This window comes from Pseudoxanthomonas sp. JBR18 (assembly GCF_028198165.1).
Classification (GTDB): Bacteria; Pseudomonadota; Gammaproteobacteria; order Xanthomonadales; family Xanthomonadaceae; genus Pseudoxanthomonas_A.
On record NZ_CP116339.1, the window covers coordinates 662144 to 678639 of the forward strand.

At 67.8% G+C, this 16496-nt stretch carries 16 protein-coding genes and 1 tRNA gene; 9 read left to right on the forward strand and 8 right to left on the reverse strand.

Translation table 11 applies throughout. The annotated features are described in order from the left end of the window. Nucleotides 1-25: 25 nt before the first annotated feature. Both metF and PJ250_RS03160 read left to right on the forward strand, forming a co-directional pair. Complete coding sequence (metF, locus tag PJ250_RS03155) at nucleotides 26-856, forward strand: methylenetetrahydrofolate reductase [NAD(P)H] (RefSeq protein WP_271647103.1); 831 nt, start codon at nucleotides 26-28, stop codon at nucleotides 854-856. A 58-nt stretch (nucleotides 857-914) separates the two neighbouring features. Then, nucleotides 915-1523 (forward strand): hypothetical protein, encoded by a 609-nt coding sequence (locus PJ250_RS03160; protein WP_271647104.1) that lies wholly within the window; start codon nucleotides 915-917, stop codon nucleotides 1521-1523. On the opposite strand, the gene PJ250_RS03165 is transcribed toward PJ250_RS03160, so the two are convergent. The 5 genes from PJ250_RS03165 to PJ250_RS03185 all read right to left on the reverse strand — a co-directional run bounded on the left by PJ250_RS03165 (nucleotide 1513) and on the right by PJ250_RS03185 (nucleotide 7084). Next, the gene (locus tag PJ250_RS03165) at nucleotides 1513-2922 is read right to left on the reverse strand and encodes a sensor histidine kinase (protein WP_271647105.1); all 1410 of its coding nucleotides are present in this window, start codon (nucleotides 2920-2922) and stop codon (nucleotides 1513-1515) included. The genes PJ250_RS03160 and PJ250_RS03165 overlap by 11 nt on opposite strands. Then, on the reverse strand, nucleotides 2885-3562 hold the full coding sequence (locus PJ250_RS03170; RefSeq protein ID WP_271647106.1) for a response regulator transcription factor: 678 nt from the start codon (nucleotides 3560-3562) through the stop codon (nucleotides 2885-2887). Before PJ250_RS03170 ends, PJ250_RS03165 begins: the two co-directional genes overlap by 38 nt. Before the next feature lie 466 nt (nucleotides 3563-4028). Continuing rightward, nucleotides 4029-4907 carry a 30S ribosomal protein S6--L-glutamate ligase gene (gene rimK, locus PJ250_RS03175; protein WP_271647107.1) on the reverse strand — a complete coding sequence of 293 codons (879 nt, stop codon included), beginning with the start codon at nucleotides 4905-4907 and terminating at the stop codon, nucleotides 4029-4031. 130 nt (nucleotides 4908-5037) lie between these two features. Next, nucleotides 5038-5111 (reverse strand) — tRNA-Gly (locus PJ250_RS03180). A 131-nt stretch (nucleotides 5112-5242) separates the two neighbouring features. After that, the gene (locus PJ250_RS03185; protein WP_271647108.1) at nucleotides 5243-7084 is read right to left on the reverse strand and encodes an autotransporter outer membrane beta-barrel domain-containing protein; all 1842 of its coding nucleotides are present in this window, start codon (nucleotides 7082-7084) and stop codon (nucleotides 5243-5245) included. 243 nt (nucleotides 7085-7327) lie between these two features. Here PJ250_RS03185 and trmB point away from each other — a divergent pair, with 243 nt between their 5' ends. From trmB to PJ250_RS03200, 3 genes are read left to right on the forward strand one after another with little or no spacing between them, the layout of a single operon-like run. Further along, on the forward strand, nucleotides 7328-8062 hold the full coding sequence (trmB, locus tag PJ250_RS03190; RefSeq protein ID WP_271647109.1) for a tRNA (guanosine(46)-N7)-methyltransferase TrmB: 735 nt from the start codon (nucleotides 7328-7330) through the stop codon (nucleotides 8060-8062). 42 nt (nucleotides 8063-8104) lie between these two features. Beyond that, nucleotides 8105-9970 (forward strand): SLC13 family permease, encoded by a 1866-nt coding sequence (locus PJ250_RS03195; protein WP_271647110.1) that lies wholly within the window; start codon nucleotides 8105-8107, stop codon nucleotides 9968-9970. A 34-nt stretch (nucleotides 9971-10004) separates the two neighbouring features. Continuing rightward, nucleotides 10005-10391 (forward strand): ACT domain-containing protein, encoded by a 387-nt coding sequence (locus tag PJ250_RS03200; protein ID WP_271647111.1) that lies wholly within the window; start codon nucleotides 10005-10007, stop codon nucleotides 10389-10391. Here PJ250_RS03200 and PJ250_RS03205 read toward each other — a convergent pair. Continuing rightward, nucleotides 10388-10714: a Rieske (2Fe-2S) protein gene (locus PJ250_RS03205; protein WP_271647112.1), complete on the reverse strand. Its 327-nt coding sequence runs from the start codon at nucleotides 10712-10714 to the stop codon at nucleotides 10388-10390. The two genes, PJ250_RS03200 and PJ250_RS03205, sit on opposite strands and share 4 nt — an antisense overlap. An 83-nt stretch (nucleotides 10715-10797) precedes the next feature. Here PJ250_RS03205 and PJ250_RS03210 point away from each other — a divergent pair, with 83 nt between their 5' ends. The 4 genes from PJ250_RS03210 to PJ250_RS03225 all read left to right on the forward strand — a co-directional run bounded on the left by PJ250_RS03210 (nucleotide 10798) and on the right by PJ250_RS03225 (nucleotide 13819). Next, nucleotides 10798-11076, forward strand: coding sequence for a hypothetical protein (locus PJ250_RS03210; RefSeq protein ID WP_271647113.1), 279 nt, complete (start codon nucleotides 10798-10800; stop codon nucleotides 11074-11076). Nucleotides 11077-11142: 66 nt separating this feature from the next. Further along, nucleotides 11143-11850, forward strand: coding sequence for a fumarylacetoacetate hydrolase family protein (locus PJ250_RS03215; protein ID WP_271647114.1), 708 nt, complete (start codon nucleotides 11143-11145; stop codon nucleotides 11848-11850). Between the two features lie 66 nt (nucleotides 11851-11916). Further along, nucleotides 11917-12330 carry a large-conductance mechanosensitive channel protein MscL gene (mscL, locus tag PJ250_RS03220; protein ID WP_271647115.1) on the forward strand — a complete coding sequence of 138 codons (414 nt, stop codon included), beginning with the start codon at nucleotides 11917-11919 and terminating at the stop codon, nucleotides 12328-12330. Nucleotides 12331-12409: 79 nt separating this feature from the next. Beyond that, nucleotides 12410-13819, forward strand: a complete 1410-nt coding sequence (locus PJ250_RS03225; protein ID WP_271647116.1) for a M28 family peptidase — start codon at nucleotides 12410-12412, stop codon at nucleotides 13817-13819. Nucleotides 13820-13906: 87 nt separating this feature from the next. On the opposite strand, the gene PJ250_RS03230 is transcribed toward PJ250_RS03225, so the two are convergent. Further along, nucleotides 13907-14755 (reverse strand): TrmH family RNA methyltransferase, encoded by an 849-nt coding sequence (locus PJ250_RS03230; protein ID WP_271648505.1) that lies wholly within the window; start codon nucleotides 14753-14755, stop codon nucleotides 13907-13909. Between the two features lie 24 nt (nucleotides 14756-14779). Beyond that, nucleotides 14780-16219, reverse strand: a complete 1440-nt coding sequence (locus tag PJ250_RS03235) for an alanine/glycine:cation symporter family protein (RefSeq protein ID WP_271647117.1) — start codon at nucleotides 16217-16219, stop codon at nucleotides 14780-14782. Nucleotides 16220-16496: the final 277 nt, after the last annotated feature.

A 16496-nucleotide genomic window follows, 5' to 3' on the forward strand; every position in this document is an offset into this window, starting at 1 on the left:
CATCCATCCCGCCCAGCCGCTTGCGATGATCCCCGTCAGTTTCGAGTTCTACCCGCCCAAGACCGATGACCAGCGTGCGCAGCTGGATCGCACCGCCGACAAGCTCAAGCGCTACGCGCCGGACTACGTGTCGTGCACCTTTGGCGCTGGCGGCTCGACCCTGAGCTACACGGCCGAGACGGTGCGACACCTCAAGCAGCACCATCGCTTCGATGCCGCGCCGCACCTGTCGTGCGTGGGCGGCAACCGCGAGGAAATCCGCGAACTGCTCAAGCTCTATCGCGCCATTGGCTGCAAGCGCATCGTGGCCCTGCGCGGCGACCTGCCCTCGGGCATGGGGCATCCGGGCGACCTGCGCTATGCGGCCGACCTGATCGCCTTCATCCGCGCCGAACACGGCGATGCCTTCCACCTTGAAGTAGGCGCCTATCCGGAAACCCACCCGCAGGCCAGCGATGCGCTGTCCGACCTGCGCCACTTCAAGGCCAAGGTCGACGCCGGCGCCGATGCGGCCATCACCCAGTACTTCTACAACGCCGATGCCTACTTCGGCTTCGTCGAGGGCGTGCGCAAGCTGGGGGTGGAGATCCCGATCATTCCGGGGATCATGCCGATCTCCAATTTCAGCCAGCTGCGCCGCTTCTCCGAGCAGTGCGGAGCGGAAATCCCGCGCTGGATCGGCAAGCGCATGGCGGCCTACGGCGACGATGCGGCCTCGATCAGGGACTTCGGGGCCGATGTGGTCGCCCAGCTGTGCCAGCGCCTGATCGATGGCGGGGCGCCCGCCCTGCACTTCTATACGCTGAACCTGGCCAAGCCGAGCCAGTCGGTGCTGCAGCGCCTGGGCCGCGGCTGATCGACCCAGGGCGCGGCCAGCCCGCGCTCACGCCACCCGGGTTAGGCTGCGCTCCGCCATGTCCGCTGCCCGATTCCTCACGGCCCCGTTGCTTGTCGCCCTGTGCGGCGGCCTGTTGCTGTGCCGCGCGCCGCCGGTGAAGGCGCAGCAGCAGCCGATCCACCGCTGCACCAGCGCCTCAGGCACCACGGTGTTCACCGACCGGCGCTGCGAGGATCTGGGCGCCACCAGTCGCGTCATCCGGCCACGCGTGGACGCGGCAGGACGTGCGACACCCGCCAACCTGGGCTGTCCGCGCCGGTTGAGCGACCTGGTCCAGCAGATCAGCGCCGCGATCGACCAAGGCGACGCCAATCGCCTGGCGTCGCTCTACCCCTGGAACGGGGTTTCCGATGCCACCGCCAACCGCTTGCTGGATCGCATGGAAGGCATCGTGCGCCGCCCGCTGGTGGACATTGCCCCCATCTTTCCGCCACCGGCGCCGTTGACTGCCGCCGATGGCAGCGTGGTCGACGAGAACGCCGACGGCTATTACCCCCAGGCTGCGCCCGTCCAGAAGCAGCGGCCGGTGGGCTTACGGCTGCAGCAGACGCTGTCCAACGGCACCCCGAGCAGCACCGTGCTGGGCCTGCGCCGGCGCGACGACTGCTTCTGGATCACGCTTTAGGTGACGGCAGGGCGGTGGGCGCCCGATCCTCGGCGGGAGTGAAGCGCAAGGTCGCCACCACCCCACGCTCGGCGCCCGGACGCACATAGACCTGCCAGCCGTACAGATCGCACAGGCGGCTGACGATGGACAGGCCGATACCGCCGCCCTGCGAATGCCCGGCATGGGTGCCGCGGTAACCGCGATCGAACAGTTTGGCCGCGTCCTCCTCGCTCAGGCCGGGGCCAGAATCGATCACCTCGACCCGGTCCTCGAGCACGCGGACCAACACGACGCCTTCCTGCGTGTACTTGACCGCGTTGCCGATGAGGTTGCCCAGCGCCACCGACAGGGCGGCCTCCGGCGCATCGACCACCAGGGTCTGCTCGCCTTCCAGCATCAGCTCCAGCGGCTTGCCGCCGATCTGCGCGCGATGCGAATCCAGCAGTTGATCGGCGACCTTGGCGACGTTGCTGGCGCCGTGCCCGCGCTCGTTGCGTGAAAGCAGCAGCAGCGAGCCGATCAGATCCGAGCAGGCCTGCTCGGCACGCTGGATGCGCAGCAGACGCTGCTCGACTTTGGGCTCCAGGCCCGACCGGCTCAAAAGAAGCTCGGTCGCCCCACGGATGACGGCCAGCGGCGTGCGCAACTCGTGGCTGACATCGGCGTTGAACTCCCGGTCGCGCTGCACGACCTCGGTCAAACGCGTGGAATAGTCGTCCAGCGCGCGCGCCAGCTCACCCACCTCGTCCTCGGGGAACAGCGGCCCCAGCTGGGTCGGATTGCTGCTGCCGCGGTAGGCGCGCAAGCGGTTGGCCAACTCGGACACCGGGCTCATCACCCGCGAGGCCGACCACCAGCCAACCAGCAGCGACAGCAGCGTGAACACCGCCACGGTCGCCCAGAGCGTGCGCTTGAATTGCACCTCGCCCAGCGCGACCTGCCCCATGTCGTAGGTCAGGTAGAACCAGGCGTTGGGCGTCTTGCGCACGCCGATCCGGAAAGAAAACGGGTCACCGTTCTCATCGGTGCCGGACATGGTGTGGATGCCGTCCTTGAGCCGATACCACTCCGGCTTCTCCTCGCGCAGGCGCTCGAGCTTGTCCGGCGGGTACAGATACCCCTTCATCTGCTGTACGGGCGCGGCGGTGTTGGTCCCCCCGCTGACGACGAACCGCCGCCAGGATTCCTCCAGGTTGCGGTTCATCACGTCCTCGACCAACTGGTTCTCCACGCGCTCGCGGGCCAGGATCGAGGCGTACGCGAACAGCACCGTCAGGCAGAAGCCCAACAATGCAAACGACCAGACGATGCGGGTGCGCAGGCGCCGGCGGAACTTGCGTGCCCGCGCGGCACCGGGCCGCGCAGGCACCGGGCCGGGCTCAGGCTTCGGGTGCGGCGATGCGGTATCCGATGCCATGGCGGGTCTGGATCAGGGGCGTTTCGAACGGCTTGTCCACCACGGCACGCAGGCCATGGATGTGCACGCGCAGGGAATCGGAATCGGGCAGCTCCTCGCCCCACACGCGGGTTTCCAGCTCCTGGCGGGTCACCACGGCCGGGGAGGCTTCCATCAGCGATTGCAGGATCTTCAACGCGGTCGGGTTGAGCTGGAGCAGCTTGCCCTCCCGGCGGACTTCCAGCGTGTCCAGGTTGTATTCCAGGTCGCCGACATCCAGCACGCGCGTCTGCACGCCCTTGCCGCGGCGCGAGAGTGCGTTGAGGCGCACTTCCACTTCCTGCAGGGCAAACGGCTTGATCAGGTAATCGTCGGCGCCCGAGTCGAACCCGGCCAGCTTGTTGTCCAGGCTGTCGCGCGCGGTGAGCATCAACACCGGGGTCTGCTTGCGCGCCTCGTTGCGCAGCTTGCGGCAGACTTCCAGGCCGTCCATGCCCGGCAGGTTGAGGTCCAGCACGATGGCGTCGAAGTCGTGGACCACGGCCAGATGCAGGCCAGTCACGCCGTCGGCGGCGAAGTCCACGGTGTGGCCGCGGTCTTCGAGATAGTCGCCCAGGTTGGCGGCGATGTCGCTGTTGTCTTCGATGACGAGAATGCGCATAGGTGTCTTCTTAAAGGGGATTCTGTTCTCGGGGGAGGGACGCGCCCTGATTGCGCTGGACGGCGTCCAAAGTCTGCTCGTGGGCGCGTTCACGTTGTGCGACCGTCTCGCAGCGTGTGATCGTGCAATGCGAACCAACCCTCTGTTCGCGCATTTAGATCCGCTGGCCGTCCACTTGCACTTGGGCCGGCACCATGTTGATCGGCGCTGATCGGGGAATGCCGCAGTGCGCTCATCTGGAGTCAGCGCGTCGACGATGACAGCGCCTCGATCACTGAGGCCTTGAGCGGAATGGCCAAAGCACCGGGAAAGACTGCGCACGCGAGCGATAACGTATTCATGAGCACACTTCCTCAAGGTTTTCCAGGGAAAGACCGGAACAGCCCTGGGGGCTGTCGCATCCATTCGCGTCCGGCCCGACGCGATTTTTCGGATTCTGGCACAGATGGGCTGAAGGGCCGCTCGCCTACCCGGCGTGCCGAAGCGCCACCCAGTCCACCACGGTCCCGGCCACATCGACGCCGGAAACCTGCTCGATGCCTTCCAGTCCTGGGGTCGAGTTGACCTCGAGCACGAGTGGGCCGCGCGCGGAACGGATCAGGTCCACGCCAGCCACGCCCAGCCCCAGAGTCGCAGCGGCTCGCACCGCCACCTCGATCTCTTCCTGCGAGGCCGTCGCCGGCGCGGCCTCGCCCCCACGATGCAGGTTGGAGCGGAAATCCCCCTCCGGCGCCTGCCGTCGCATGGCGGCCACGACACGATCGCCGACCACAAAGCAGCGCAGGTCGGCGCCCTTGGCCTCGCCGATGAACTCCTGCACCACGAAATTGGCATACAGGCCGCGCAGGGCTTCGACCACCGAGCGCGAGGCGGAGAGCTTTTCGGTCAGCATCACGCCTGCGCCCTGGGCGCCCTCGTTGAGCTTGATCACGTGCGGGGGCGGACCCAGCAGAGCCAGCAGGTCGGCTGTGTCGTCAGGGTTGTCGCCGAAGACCGTTCCGGGCAGATCGATCCCGGCCGCGGCCAGGAGCTGATGCGCGCGCAGCTTGTCGCGCGCCCGCAGGATGGCGTCGGAAGGATTGGGGGTGTGGCAGCCCATCAGCTCGAACTGGCGCAGCACCGCCGTTCCATAACGCGTCACCGAGGCGCCGATGCGCGGCAGCACCGCGTCGAATCCGGACAGCGTCCTGCCGCCATAGCGCAGGTCGAAGCGACCGCGATCGATGCGCATGTAGCAGCGCAGCGGATCCAGCACGCGCACCGTATGTCCGCGCTGCCGCGCCGCCTCCACCAGCCGCTTGGTCGAGTACAGCCGCGTGTTGCGGGAAAGAATCGCCAGTTTCATGCGGCTTACGGGGCTGGGAAAACGGCGCATAGCATGACATGCGCCCACATCGGCCAAAGCGACGATCAGCCTGAAAGACCACGAGGACTGTGAACCAGAATCGCCGGCAGACACACGGCAGGGACCGACTTGGAGCGGGTGAAGGGAATCGAACCCTCGTCAGTAGCTTGGGAAGCTACAGCTCTACCATTGAGCTACACCCGCGTTGTGGTCGGAAGTCTATGCCGGCAGCCGCATGCCGCGCAATCCGCGCCGACGCATTTGGTGGCCCCGGAAACGTCGACGCCCGGGCGGACCCGGGCGTCGAAGGCTTCATTGCCAGGCTATGAGCGCGCTCAGAAGCTGCCGCCCAGGCTGAGGAACAGGCCCGCATCGTTGGCCGAGCTCTGGCCGAAGCTGCTGCGCGCACCGATATCGGCCGCCAGTCCACCCAGACGCGCCCGCGCGCCGACCATCACGGTTCCGTAGTCGCGGTCGAACTCCACGCCGGGCACCGCGTAGGGCATCGAGCCTGGCAAGGTCTGCAACGAGGCGTAAGCCTGCGAGGCGCTTTCCTCGAACTCGTGGTTGTAGGCCACCTGGATGTACGGGGACACCGTGGGCGAGATATCGAAGCTCGCCCGCCAGCCGGCGCTGCCGATCAGCGAATCGAACTCCTGGTCGCCATAGGAAAGCGCCGTGGCCGAGAAATTGTTCTCGTCATAGCCATCCACCTTGATCGTCTGCGACACCAGCGAAAGCACCGGACCGGTCCGCCAGCTGCCGCCGTGGTTGAAATCGAAGCCGCCGCTCACCGCCGCGGTCAGGTTGCTGCCGTCGGGCGAGCCGGACTGCTTGCGCACGGCCGTGCCCAGCTCGATCTCGCGGGTGACATCGAAGCTCAGCCAGCTGTAGCTGACCTGGGCATTGACCCAGCCGCCGCGGTCGGCCCACTGGGCGAAGGCACCCACGGTCGTGTCCTGTTGCTTGAACTCGCCCGAGGAGTGACCGAAGTCCTGAGTGCCCTTGCCGAAGCCGGCAAAACCGCCCAGCGTCCACGCACCCTGCGCCCAGTCGATGCCGAACAGGCCGGCCGGCGTCGTGCCCTTGTACAGGTCGCCGTCCTCCTCGCGCTGCAGGTCACCGCGCAGGTCGCCCCACCAGCGCAGGCCGTGGGCGTCCTCGGCACCTTCGGCATGCGCGGCGACGCGCTCGGCGCGCGAGTAGCCCACCACCGACGCCGCATGCGGCAGCACCGCGACCTGGCGCGGACCTTCCAGCACCGAGAGGGCGTACTGACCCAGGACCTCGTGCGCCGCCGTGCTCGGATGCACGCCGTCGGCGAACACGTAATCGGTCGCCGCCGTCGGCGATGCATAGTTGAGCGGGCTGCAGGTCAGCGAGGACATCGCCCCGCACGCCGTACCGGTCGCGTTGGTGAAGCCATAGGCGCCTGGGTTGGCGGTGATCTCGTCGATCAGGGTGAAGGTGTCCAGCGGGATCACGCGCAGGCCACTGGCGGCCAGCCCGTTGAACAGTGCGGTGTTGTAGGAGGCAGCCAGCTGGGTGCCGGCCGCTGAGGTCGCCGCACCCCCTGCCAGGAACTGCGGGGTCTTGCCCAGGTCTGGAATGGTCGGCACCAGCACGTACTCGGCCCCGGCGGCCTGCAGGGTGCCGACCAGGCCAATCTGGGTGGTGACCGCCGCGCCGATGGTGGCCTGCGCCGGGGCGCCGGCGGCGACCGCGAACAGGTCATTGGCGCCACCCCACACCGTGTAGAGCGCATGGGGATCGGCCACTCCGCCGGTGCTGCTCAGGTAGCTGCTGACCTGGCTGGAGAGCGAGGGGATCGCGCCCAGCGCGCTGGTGGTATTGGTGCCGACCAGCGCACCGCCCACCGCGTAGTTGGTGCCGCCCTGGTTGTCGCTGGTGGCATCGGTGCCATAGAAGTCGGCCACGTATTCGCCCCAGACCAGGCCCGGGTTGGTGGTGAAGCGGCCCACGATCGCCGCGGACGGGCCCGCCACCTGGATCAGGGCCGGGCGGAAGTGCCCCGAATCGGTCAGGCTGTCGCCGAAGAACACGGTCTGCGAATAGACCTGCTCGGCCTTGGCCTGCGGGGCACCGGCGGCCAGCGCGACGACGACGGCCGCGGCCAGGGTGGACAGGGAACGGGGGCTACGCATATGGAACTCCATGGGCTTGCGTGAAGTAACAGGAGATGACGCGCTCCATACGGCAGCGCATTGGGGCGATATGGTTTCACCTCTGCCATCAGCCACTCACGCTGCACTGCGGCAATACCATCAGACCGACCCGCCAGGGGCACGCACATCCGGGCATGGGATCGCGTCATCCACGCAACCATCCCGCCAAGTTGGGCGATAATCCCACCATGCGTGCTTCTGCCCCCACCCGATCTTGCGGGTCATGCCCCTGACATGACCGACCCGTTTTCCAGTCCAGGCGCCAAGGCCCCGCCCAAGCCGTTCACCACCACCGAAGGCCACCGCCCGGTCCGCAGCTTCGTGCTGCGCCAAGGACGCTTCACCGAGGCCCAGCAACGCGCCTTCGACCAGGCCTGGCCGCGTTTTGGCCTGGACTACACCGGCCAGCGGCGCGACTACGACGCGGTCTTCGGCCGCCAGGCGCGGCGGGTGATGGAAATCGGATTCGGCAATGGGGACGCGCTGCGCTTCGCCGCCGCGCAGGATCCGTCGCGTGACTACCTGGGCCTGGAGGTCCACGCCCCGGGAGTGGGCCGGCTGCTCAACGCGCTGGACGTCGATGGCGCCGACCACGTACGCCTGTACCACCATGACGCGGTCGAGGTGCTGGCCAACGAGGTGGCCGAAGGCAGCCTGGACGAGGTCCGCATCTACTTCCCCGATCCCTGGCACAAGAAGCGCCACAACAAGCGCCGCCTGGTCCAGCCCGAGTTTGCCCGGTTGCTGGTCTCGCGCCTGGCCCCCGATGGGCGCCTGCACCTGGCCACCGACTGGGAGGCCTATGCCGAGCATATGTGGGATGTGCTGGATGCCACCCCTGGCCTGCGCAACCGCGCCGGCGCCCGTGGCAGCGTGCCGCGCCCGGACTGGCGCCCGCAGACCCACTTCGAGACTCGCGGGCAGAAACTCGGCCACGGCGTCTGGGACCTGCTGTATGACCGCTGCTGATCCCGACCCTGCACGCCCACGCGCGGGAGCCCGAGCCAGGTAATGGATGACGCCGGCCTGACGCTGACCAACGACATGCGCCTGGTGCTCGGGCTGGTCGGCTTCGTGATGGTCATGTTCCTGTTCGAGCGCATCCGCGCCGACGTGGTGGCGCTGGTCGTGCTGGTCGTGCTCGGCCTGACCGGGCTGGTCGCGCCAGAGGAAATCTTCGGCGGCTTTTCCGGTAACGCGGTGATGAGCATCATCGCCACCACCATCCTGGGCGCGGGCCTGGACCGGACCGGCGCGCTCAATCGCCTGGCCTCGTGGCTGCTGCGGCGCGGGCACGGGGTGGAGAAGCGCCTGCTGCTGCTGACCTCGGCCATCGCCGGGCTCAACTCCTCCTTCATGCAGAACCCGTCGGTGATGGCGCTGTACCTGCCGGTGGCCGCGCGCCTGGCCTCGCGCACCACGCTCAACCTGCAGCGCATCCTGCTGCCGGTGTGCTCGGCGGTGGTGATGGGCGGCGCGTTGACGATGGTCGGCAACTCGCCGCTGATCCTGCTCAACGATTTGCTGGTCTCGGCCAACAACAACCTGCCCTCGGGCATGGCCACGCTGGAGCCGTTGCGCATGTTCGCGCCGCTGCCGATCGGCCTGGCCCTGCTGTTGGCCTCGCTGGCGTATTTCCATTTCTACGGCGCACGCAAGCTGCAGCGCGAGACCACACCCTCCTCCAGCGCCGCCCCGGCGCGGACCGAGAGCTACTTCGCCAACACCTACGGGATCGAGGGCGAGGTGTTCGAGCTCACCGTCACCGCCGACAGCCCGCTGGTGGGCATGACCCTGGGCGAGGCCGAGACCGTGCACGAGGCGCCGCTGATGCTCGCCCTGCAGACCGGCAACGACACCCGCCTGGCGCCGCCGGCGGACATGCGCATCTGGGTGGGCAGCGTGCTGGGGGTGATGGGCAAGCGCCAGGACGTGGCCGACTTCGCCCAGAACCAGTTCCTGCGCCTGTCCTCGCGACTGCGCCACTTCGGCGACCTGTTCAACCCCAGCCGCGCCGGCATCTCCGAGGCGGTGATCCCGCCGACCTCCAGCTTCATCGGCAAGAGCGCAGCCCAACTGCTGCTGCGCAAGAAGTCCGGCATCAGTCTGCTGGCGATCTACCGCGACAAGAAGGTCGTGCGCGAGGATGTGCGCAAGGTGCCGCTGCGCGCCGGCGACATGCTGGTCCTGCACAGCATCTGGCAGGACCTGGCGGCCACGGCCAAGGGCGGCGATTTCGTGGTGGTCACCGACTACCCCAAGGGCGAACAGCGCCCGCACAAGTTCAAGATCGCCATGACGATCTTCGCCGTCACCATCCTGATCGCGCTGACCTCGCGCCTGCCGGTAGCCCTGACTCTGATGACCGGCGTGGCCGGCATGCTCCTGACCGGCGTGCTGCGCATGGACGAGGCCTACGCGGCGATCAACTGGAAGACCGTGTTCCTGATGGCCGGGCTGATTCCCTTGGGCTGGGCGATGGACAGCAGCGGCGCGGCGGCCTGGGTTGCCGGACACACAGTCGAACAGTTGCCCGACGGCCTGCCCATCTGGGTGCTGGAGATCGCCATCGCGCTGCTGACCACGGCGTTCTCACTGGTCATCAGCCACGTGGGCGCGACCATCGTGATGGTGCCCATGGCGATCAACCTGGCCCTGGCGGCCGGCGGCAATCCCACCGCCTTCGCGCTGATCACGGCCCTATCGGCCTCCAACAACCTGATGACCGCCTCCAACCCGGTCATTTCCATGATCACCGGCCCGGCCAACTACAACGCGCGGCAGATGTGGCGCGTGGGCGGTCCGATGTCGCTGATCTATACGGCGGTGGTGGTGGGCATGGTCAACCTGATGTTCTGGTGGAGCACCCGGGTCTGAGCCGGCCACCAGACCCGATTACATAAGAACCCGCATGGCGCTGAATTTGCATCTGCTTGAAGAACGCTCGGCGGTGTGCCGACTGCCCGCTGGTTCATCGCTACCGGCGTGGTTCATTCCCGGTGCGCTGGCGCATGTGAGCTGGACCCACGAAGAGGTGTCCATCGTCTGTCAGGAGGACCAGGCGCCCGAGGACGCGCAATGCGAGCGCGGCTGGCGCACGCTGATGCTGCGCGGCCCGTTCGCGTTCGATCAGACCGGGATCCTGACCCAGGTGCTCGATCCGCTGGCGCAGGCCGGCGTGGGGATCTTCGCCGTCTCCACCTTCGATACCGACTACGTGATGGTCAAGCAGCATCAGCTGCCGGAGGCCCTGCAGGCCCTGCGCGCCGCGGGCCACACCCTCCACGAGCATCGCTAGGCGGACAGGACCACCTGGCCTTCGCTCACCTGGACGTCGACCGCACGCAGCGCCTGTCCGCGGCAGGGACCTGCCACGCAGCGACCGTCCTGCAATTCGAACGCGGCGCCATGCGCGGCGCACACCAGATGCCCCTCGCGGCTGCGCAGGAACTTGCCCGGCGCCCAATCCAGGCGGCGCCCGGCGTGCGGACAGACGTTGAGCCAGGCGCGCACCGTGTCTGCCCTGCGCAGCACCACCAACGATTCGGGACTGCCGTCGATGACGGCCTCCAGCTCGACGGGTTCCCCATCGATCAGGGCGTCAAACGCAATCAAGGCCATGGTCTTAACAAAGGTTTCACACGATTCCTGCTCAGGGCGCCATACTGACCCATCGGTTCCCGCCGCATTCTGTCACGAGCCCGATGATCCGTACGTTCTCATTCGACAGCCAACGCCTGCGTGCCGCGTTCGCGCCACGCAAGCCCCGTCACCCGCTGCTGCGCCTCGTGGTCGGCCTCATCGGCCTGGGCGTGCTCTGCGTGCTGGTGTTCTTCGGCCTGTTCGTCGGCGCCGGCATGCTGGCCGCCGGTATGGCCTACCGGATGCTGCGCCCGCGTCCACGCCAAGCCTCCCAGGGGCGCCGCGTGGTGGAAGGCGAATACGAAGTCGTCCGCAAGCAGGCCTTGCCGCTGTCGCACTAGACCTCGGCGCCGGCTTGACGCATGGCGCTTACACTTGCGCATTCTCCGATCGTTAGGAATGCGACGATGTCCGATGTGATTCCCGCGCCCGTGCAGGCGCGCGTCCCCGTGCGTGGCGGCGGCACCTTCCCGGTGCGCCGGATCTATTGCGTGGGCCGCAACTTCGCCGATCACGCCCGCGAGATGGGCGCCACCGCACCGGCATCCAAGGCCGAGCGCGGCACGCCGACATTCTTCTCCAAACCTGCCGATGCCATCGTCACCGGCGATGCCGATGTGCGCTATCCGCGCAGCACGCAGGACCTGCACCACGAGGTGGAACTGGTCGTCGCGCTGGGGCGCGACGCACGGGCTGGCGTGCTGCCCGAGGAGGTCGCCAGCAGCCTGGTTTTCGGCTATGGCGTGGGTCTGGACCTGACCCGACGCGACCTGCAGGCTGCGGCAAAGAAGGCCGGACTGCCGTGGGACACGGCCAAGGGATTCGACCAGTCCGCGCCGATCAGCGAACTGGTCCCGGCCGCCGAGGTGGACGGCCTGGATGCGCGCACGCTCTCGCTTGAAGTCAACGGCGCGCTGCGCCAGCAAGCACCGCTGACCGATATGATCTGGAACGTGCCGGAGATCCTGCACGAACTGTCCAAGCTCTACGCCCTGAAGGCGGGCGACCTGGTGTTCATGGGCACGCCGTCGGGCGTGGCGGCCCTGCAGACCGGCGACCGCTATCTCGCCCGACTCGAGGGCGTGGTCGAGTTGCAGGGCGGCATCGTGGCCTGACCGGGCATGCACGCCGTCCTGCGCTAGGCTGGCTGCGCTTCCCCTCCCCCATACAAGGAACCCACCATGGGCATGATGAGCGAATTCAAGACCTTTGCAATGCGCGGCAACGTGATCGACCTGGCCGTGGGCGTGGTCATCGGCGGGGCGTTCGGCAAGATCGTCACCTCGCTGGTGAACGACGTGATCATGCCGCCGATCGGGCTGCTGATCGGTGGCGTGGACTTCTCTTCGCTGGTGGTCACCCTGCGCCAGGCCAGCGTCGATGCGGCCGGCACCGAGATCCCGGCGGTGACCATCAACTACGGCACCTTCATCAACATCGTCATTCAGTTCCTCATCATTGCCTTCGCGGTCTTCCTGGTGGTGCGCGGAATCAACCGCCTCAAGCACAAGGAGGAAGCCAAGCCGGCCGCCCCGGCCGCGCCGCCGGAAGACGTGCTGCTGCTGCGCGAGATCCGCGACGCGCTCAAGAAGTAATCCAGCGCGCACTCCGCCGGAAATCCGGGAGCCGCGGGCTGTTAAGCTCGCGGCTCCCCTCATTCTGGAGCGTGCCTGCATGCGTCGTTCGATCCTGGCCTCGGCCCTGTTGCTGTGCGTATCGATGCCGCTGCAGGCCGCAAGTCCCACCACGATTCCCGACGCCGCACTCACCACCGCCGCCACGCTGCGCCAGCAGGCGCTGGCCGACGACACCGGCTGGAAGATCACCGAATCGCTGACCACCGAGGTCGGCCCACGCCTGGCCGGCAGTCAAGCCGATGCGCGCGCCGTGGCCTGGGCGCAGGCGAAGTTCAAGGAGCTGGGCTTCGACAAGGTCTGGACCGAGCCGGTGACCTTCCCAAGGTGGGAGCGCCGCAGCGAACACGCGCAGGTGCTCGGCGAGCACGCCCAGTCCCTGGTGGTCACCGCGCTGGGCGGCAGCGCCGGCGGCACCATCGAAGGCGAAATCGTGCGTTTCCCCGACCTGGCCGCGCTGCAGGCCGCGCCGGCCGGTTCGCTGACCGGCAAGATCGCCTTCGTCGATTTCCAGATGCACAAGAAGCGCGACGGCGGCGACTATCGCTACGGCGGCGGCATCCGCGGCCGCGGCCCATCCGAGGCAATCAAGAAAGGGGCCATCGGCTTTTTGATGCGCTCGGCCGGGACCACGCCGCATCGGGTGGTCAACACCGGCATGACCCGCTATGAGGAAGGCCTGACGCCGATCCCGGCGGCCGCCATGTCCATTCCCGACGCCGACCAGCTCGAGCGGTTGCTGGCGCTGGGGCCGGTCAAGGTGCGCCTGGCGCTGGACTGTGGCTGGGACGGCGAGGCGACCAGCTACAACGTCATCGGTGAGATCACCGGACGCAGCAAGCCGAAGGAGATCGTGCTGACCGGGGGTCACCTGGATTCCTGGGACCTGGGCACCGGCGCCATCGATGACGCCGCGGGCGTCGGCATCGCCATGGCCGCCGCGCACCTGGTCGCCCAGCAGCACCCGGCACGCACCCTGCGCGTGGTCGCCTTCGCCAACGAAGAGCAGGGTCTGTACGGCGGCCGTGCTTATGCCAAGGCGCATGCGAGCGAGATCAAGCAGCACGTGATCGCCGCCGAGAGCGACTTCGGCGCCGGCCACGTCTATGCCTTCAACAGCAATGCACCGGCATCTGCCAAAGGCGCGATCGAGGCGATCGCAGGTGCGCTCAAGCCGCTGGACGTGGCCTATACCCCGGACCAAGGCGACCCTGAATCGGATATCGGCGCGATGGCCCAGCTCGGCATGACCTGGGCATGGCTCGGCCATGACGGGACCGACTACTTCGACCTGCACCACAACGCCGACGACACGCTGGACAAGATCGACCCGAAGGACCTTGCGCAAAATGTCGCAGCCTACGCGGTGTTCCTGTATCTGGCCTCTGAGGCGAAGGGGGATTTCGGCAGTGCCCCAAAGGCGGCTGGCAGCGAGAAGGGCGCACACTGACCCATCTCATCGCCGCCGTCCGTTACCGGGTTCACGACTCCAGACCTCCCCTGCATGGCCTAGCGCGCTCCAACGCTGCCGCGCTGGCTAAGCGCGATGGCTCGCCCACTGCGCCAGCAAGACAGCCGTGGCCGAGGCGACATTGAGGCTCTCCACGCGGCCAGTGCCGGGGATGGAGAGCGTCAGGTCGCAGGTCTTGGCCAGGTTGCGGTCCATGCCCTCGCCTTCGGCACCCATGACGTAGACCAGGCGCTGCGGAAGCTTTGCGGCGAACAGGTTGTCGCCGCCCTCGACGAGGGTGGCGGCCAGGCCGAACCCGGCGGCGCGTAGGGTGGCGAAGGCGCTTGCGCTGTCACCTGCCTGGACCAGCGGCACGGCTTCGGCGCCGCCCTCTGCCACGCGCGCGGCGGCGCCTGACAGGGCCAGGGGTGAGTCCTGCGGCAACAGCAGGCCGGCCACGCCGAAGTGCGCGGCCGAACGCAGGATCGCACCGAAGTTATGTGGATTGCCCACGCCATCCAGCCACAGCGCCAGTGCCGGCCCAGCCGGCAATGCGGCGAGCCAGGCCTCCAGCGTCAGCGGCGGGCGGCGCAGCACGTCGGCCACCACGCCTTCGTGATGGGCGCTGGCGGCGAGCTTGTTGAGGTCGGCCTCCTCCACCACGCGATAGCCAACGCGATTGGCCACGCACCAGGCCAGCAGCGGCTTGAGCGCCGGCACGCGGGCCTGGGTCAGGTAGAGCTTGCGCAGGGCTTCGGGGCGCGCCTGGAACAGCGCGCGCACCGCGTTGAGGCCATGCAGCCGGACTTCCTCGCCCCGCCGCGCCGGCGCGCGCGGCGCAGGATCGCGGGGCGTGACCGCGTCTGCGTGCGGGGCGGCTTCACGCCGGTCACGCGGACCTGTGGCGCGCGCGTCGTGGCCACGACGCGGCGGAATCTTTTGCCAGGGACCTGCCATGGATCAGTCCGCCTTCTTCTCGTTCCACAGCTCGGCATTGCGGATGCCCAGCGCCTGCGGATCGAACACCGGATCGAGCCCGGCCTTCTTCTGCTTCTCGTAATCACGCAGCGCCAGCAGCGCCGGCTTCTGCAGGATCAGGATGGCGATGATGTTGAGCCAGGCCATCAGACCCACGCCGATATCGCCCAGGCCCCAGGCCAGCTTCGCGCTGCGCACCGAGCCGTAGGCCACCGCCGCCATCAGGCAGATGCGCAGCAGGAAGGTCATCCACGGCCGATGCACCTTGCGGTTGATGTAGGCGATGTTGGTCTCGGCCATGTAGTAGTAGGCCACGATGGTGGTGAAGGCGAAGAACAGCAACGCGATCGCCACGAAGCCCGCCCCCCATCCTGGCAGTACGGTTTCCACCGCCGACTGCGCATAGGTCGGGCCGACCTCGGCCCCTGGCAGGCCTTCATAGAGGAAGCCGCCGGCCGGGTTCTCCACGTTGTACATGCCGGTGGAGATGATCAGGAAGGCCGTGGCCGAACACACCAGCAGCGTATCCACGTAGACCGAGAAGGCCTGCACGTAGCCCTGCTTGGCCGGATGGGAGACCTCGGCCGCCGCCGCCGCGTGCGGGCCGGTGCCCTGCCCGGCCTCGTTGGAGTAGATGCCGCGCTTGACGCCCCACTGCACCGCCAGCCCCAGGACCGCGCCGAACCCGGCCTGCATGCCGAAGGCGCACTTGACGATCAGGCCGAACACCACCGGCACCTGGCCCAGGTTGGTGAACACCACGTACAAGGCCATCAGCATGTAGCCCAGCGCCATGAACGGCACCACGAATTCGGCAAAGCGCGCGATGCGCTTGACCCCACCAAAGATGATGAAGCCCAGCGCGATGACCACTACCAGCGCGGTGAGCCAGTTGGGGATGCCCCAGGCGGTCTCCATGCCCTGGGCGATGCTGTTGGCCTGCACGCCCGGCAGCAGCAGGCCGGCGGCCACCACCATGACGATGGCGAAGGTCCAGGCGTACCACGTCTGGCCCATGGCCTTCTCGATGAAATAGGCCGGGCCGCCACGATACTGCCCGGACGGGTCACGCTCCTTGTAGATCTGGCCCAGCGTGGACTCGACATAGGCCGTCGAGGCGCCCAGGAAGGCCACTACCCACATCCAGAACACCGCGCCCGGCCCGCCGAAGGCGATGGCCGTGGCCACGCCAGCGATGTTGCCAGTGCCCACGCGCCCGGAGAGCGACATGGCCAGCGCCTGGAAGGAGGACACGCCGGAGGCCGAGGACTGGCCCTTGAACATCAACCGGATCATCTCGGCGAAGCCACGCACCTGCATGAACCGGGTGCGCAACGAGAAGTACAGACCGGCGCCCAGGCACAGATAGACCAGGGCCGGGCTCCAGATGACGCTGTTGAGGGTCGAGACGAGTTTTTCCACCGGCGAGGGGCTCCGTGGGCGGGATGAACAGGGAAGGCGCACTGCGCCAAGCCCCACACCTTACCCGAAGCGGCCGCGCCCGCCCCGGTTCAGTCGTGCATGCAGATCCGGGCGAACCCCACGGGTCATGCAGGCGTGCGTGCTTGAGCACCGCGCGGCGCTGGGTGCCTTCCTCGACGAAGCCGCCCTTGAGCAGAACGCATGCCGGGGCGAGATCGGATTCCCGGGTCACTGCGGCCGGCCGCGACGGCGGCAGCACGTCCATCACCCGGGGCGC

Coding starts and splice junctions, on each gene's coding strand:
- metF (WP_271647103.1), top strand. CDS start 26: ATGATCCCCGTCAGTTTCGAGTTCTACCCGCCCAAGACCGATGACCAG.
- PJ250_RS03160 (WP_271647104.1), top strand. CDS start 915: ATGTCCGCTGCCCGATTCCTCACGGCCCCGTTGCTTGTCGCCCTGTGC.
- PJ250_RS03165 (WP_271647105.1), bottom strand. CDS start 2,922: ATGGCATCGGATACCGCATCGCCGCACCCGAAGCCTGAGCCCGGCCCG.
- PJ250_RS03170 (WP_271647106.1), bottom strand. CDS start 3,562: ATGCGCATTCTCGTCATCGAAGACAACAGCGACATCGCCGCCAACCTG.
- rimK (WP_271647107.1), bottom strand. CDS start 4,907: ATGAAACTGGCGATTCTTTCCCGCAACACGCGGCTGTACTCGACCAAG.
- PJ250_RS03185 (WP_271647108.1), bottom strand. CDS start 7,084: ATGGAGTTCCATATGCGTAGCCCCCGTTCCCTGTCCACCCTGGCCGCG.
- trmB (WP_271647109.1), top strand. CDS start 7,328: ATGACCGACCCGTTTTCCAGTCCAGGCGCCAAGGCCCCGCCCAAGCCG.
- PJ250_RS03195 (WP_271647110.1), top strand. CDS start 8,105: ATGGATGACGCCGGCCTGACGCTGACCAACGACATGCGCCTGGTGCTC.
- PJ250_RS03200 (WP_271647111.1), top strand. CDS start 10,005: ATGGCGCTGAATTTGCATCTGCTTGAAGAACGCTCGGCGGTGTGCCGA.
- PJ250_RS03205 (WP_271647112.1), bottom strand. CDS start 10,714: ATGGCCTTGATTGCGTTTGACGCCCTGATCGATGGGGAACCCGTCGAG.
- PJ250_RS03210 (WP_271647113.1), top strand. CDS start 10,798: ATGATCCGTACGTTCTCATTCGACAGCCAACGCCTGCGTGCCGCGTTC.
- PJ250_RS03215 (WP_271647114.1), top strand. CDS start 11,143: ATGTCCGATGTGATTCCCGCGCCCGTGCAGGCGCGCGTCCCCGTGCGT.
- mscL (WP_271647115.1), top strand. CDS start 11,917: ATGGGCATGATGAGCGAATTCAAGACCTTTGCAATGCGCGGCAACGTG.
- PJ250_RS03225 (WP_271647116.1), top strand. CDS start 12,410: ATGCGTCGTTCGATCCTGGCCTCGGCCCTGTTGCTGTGCGTATCGATG.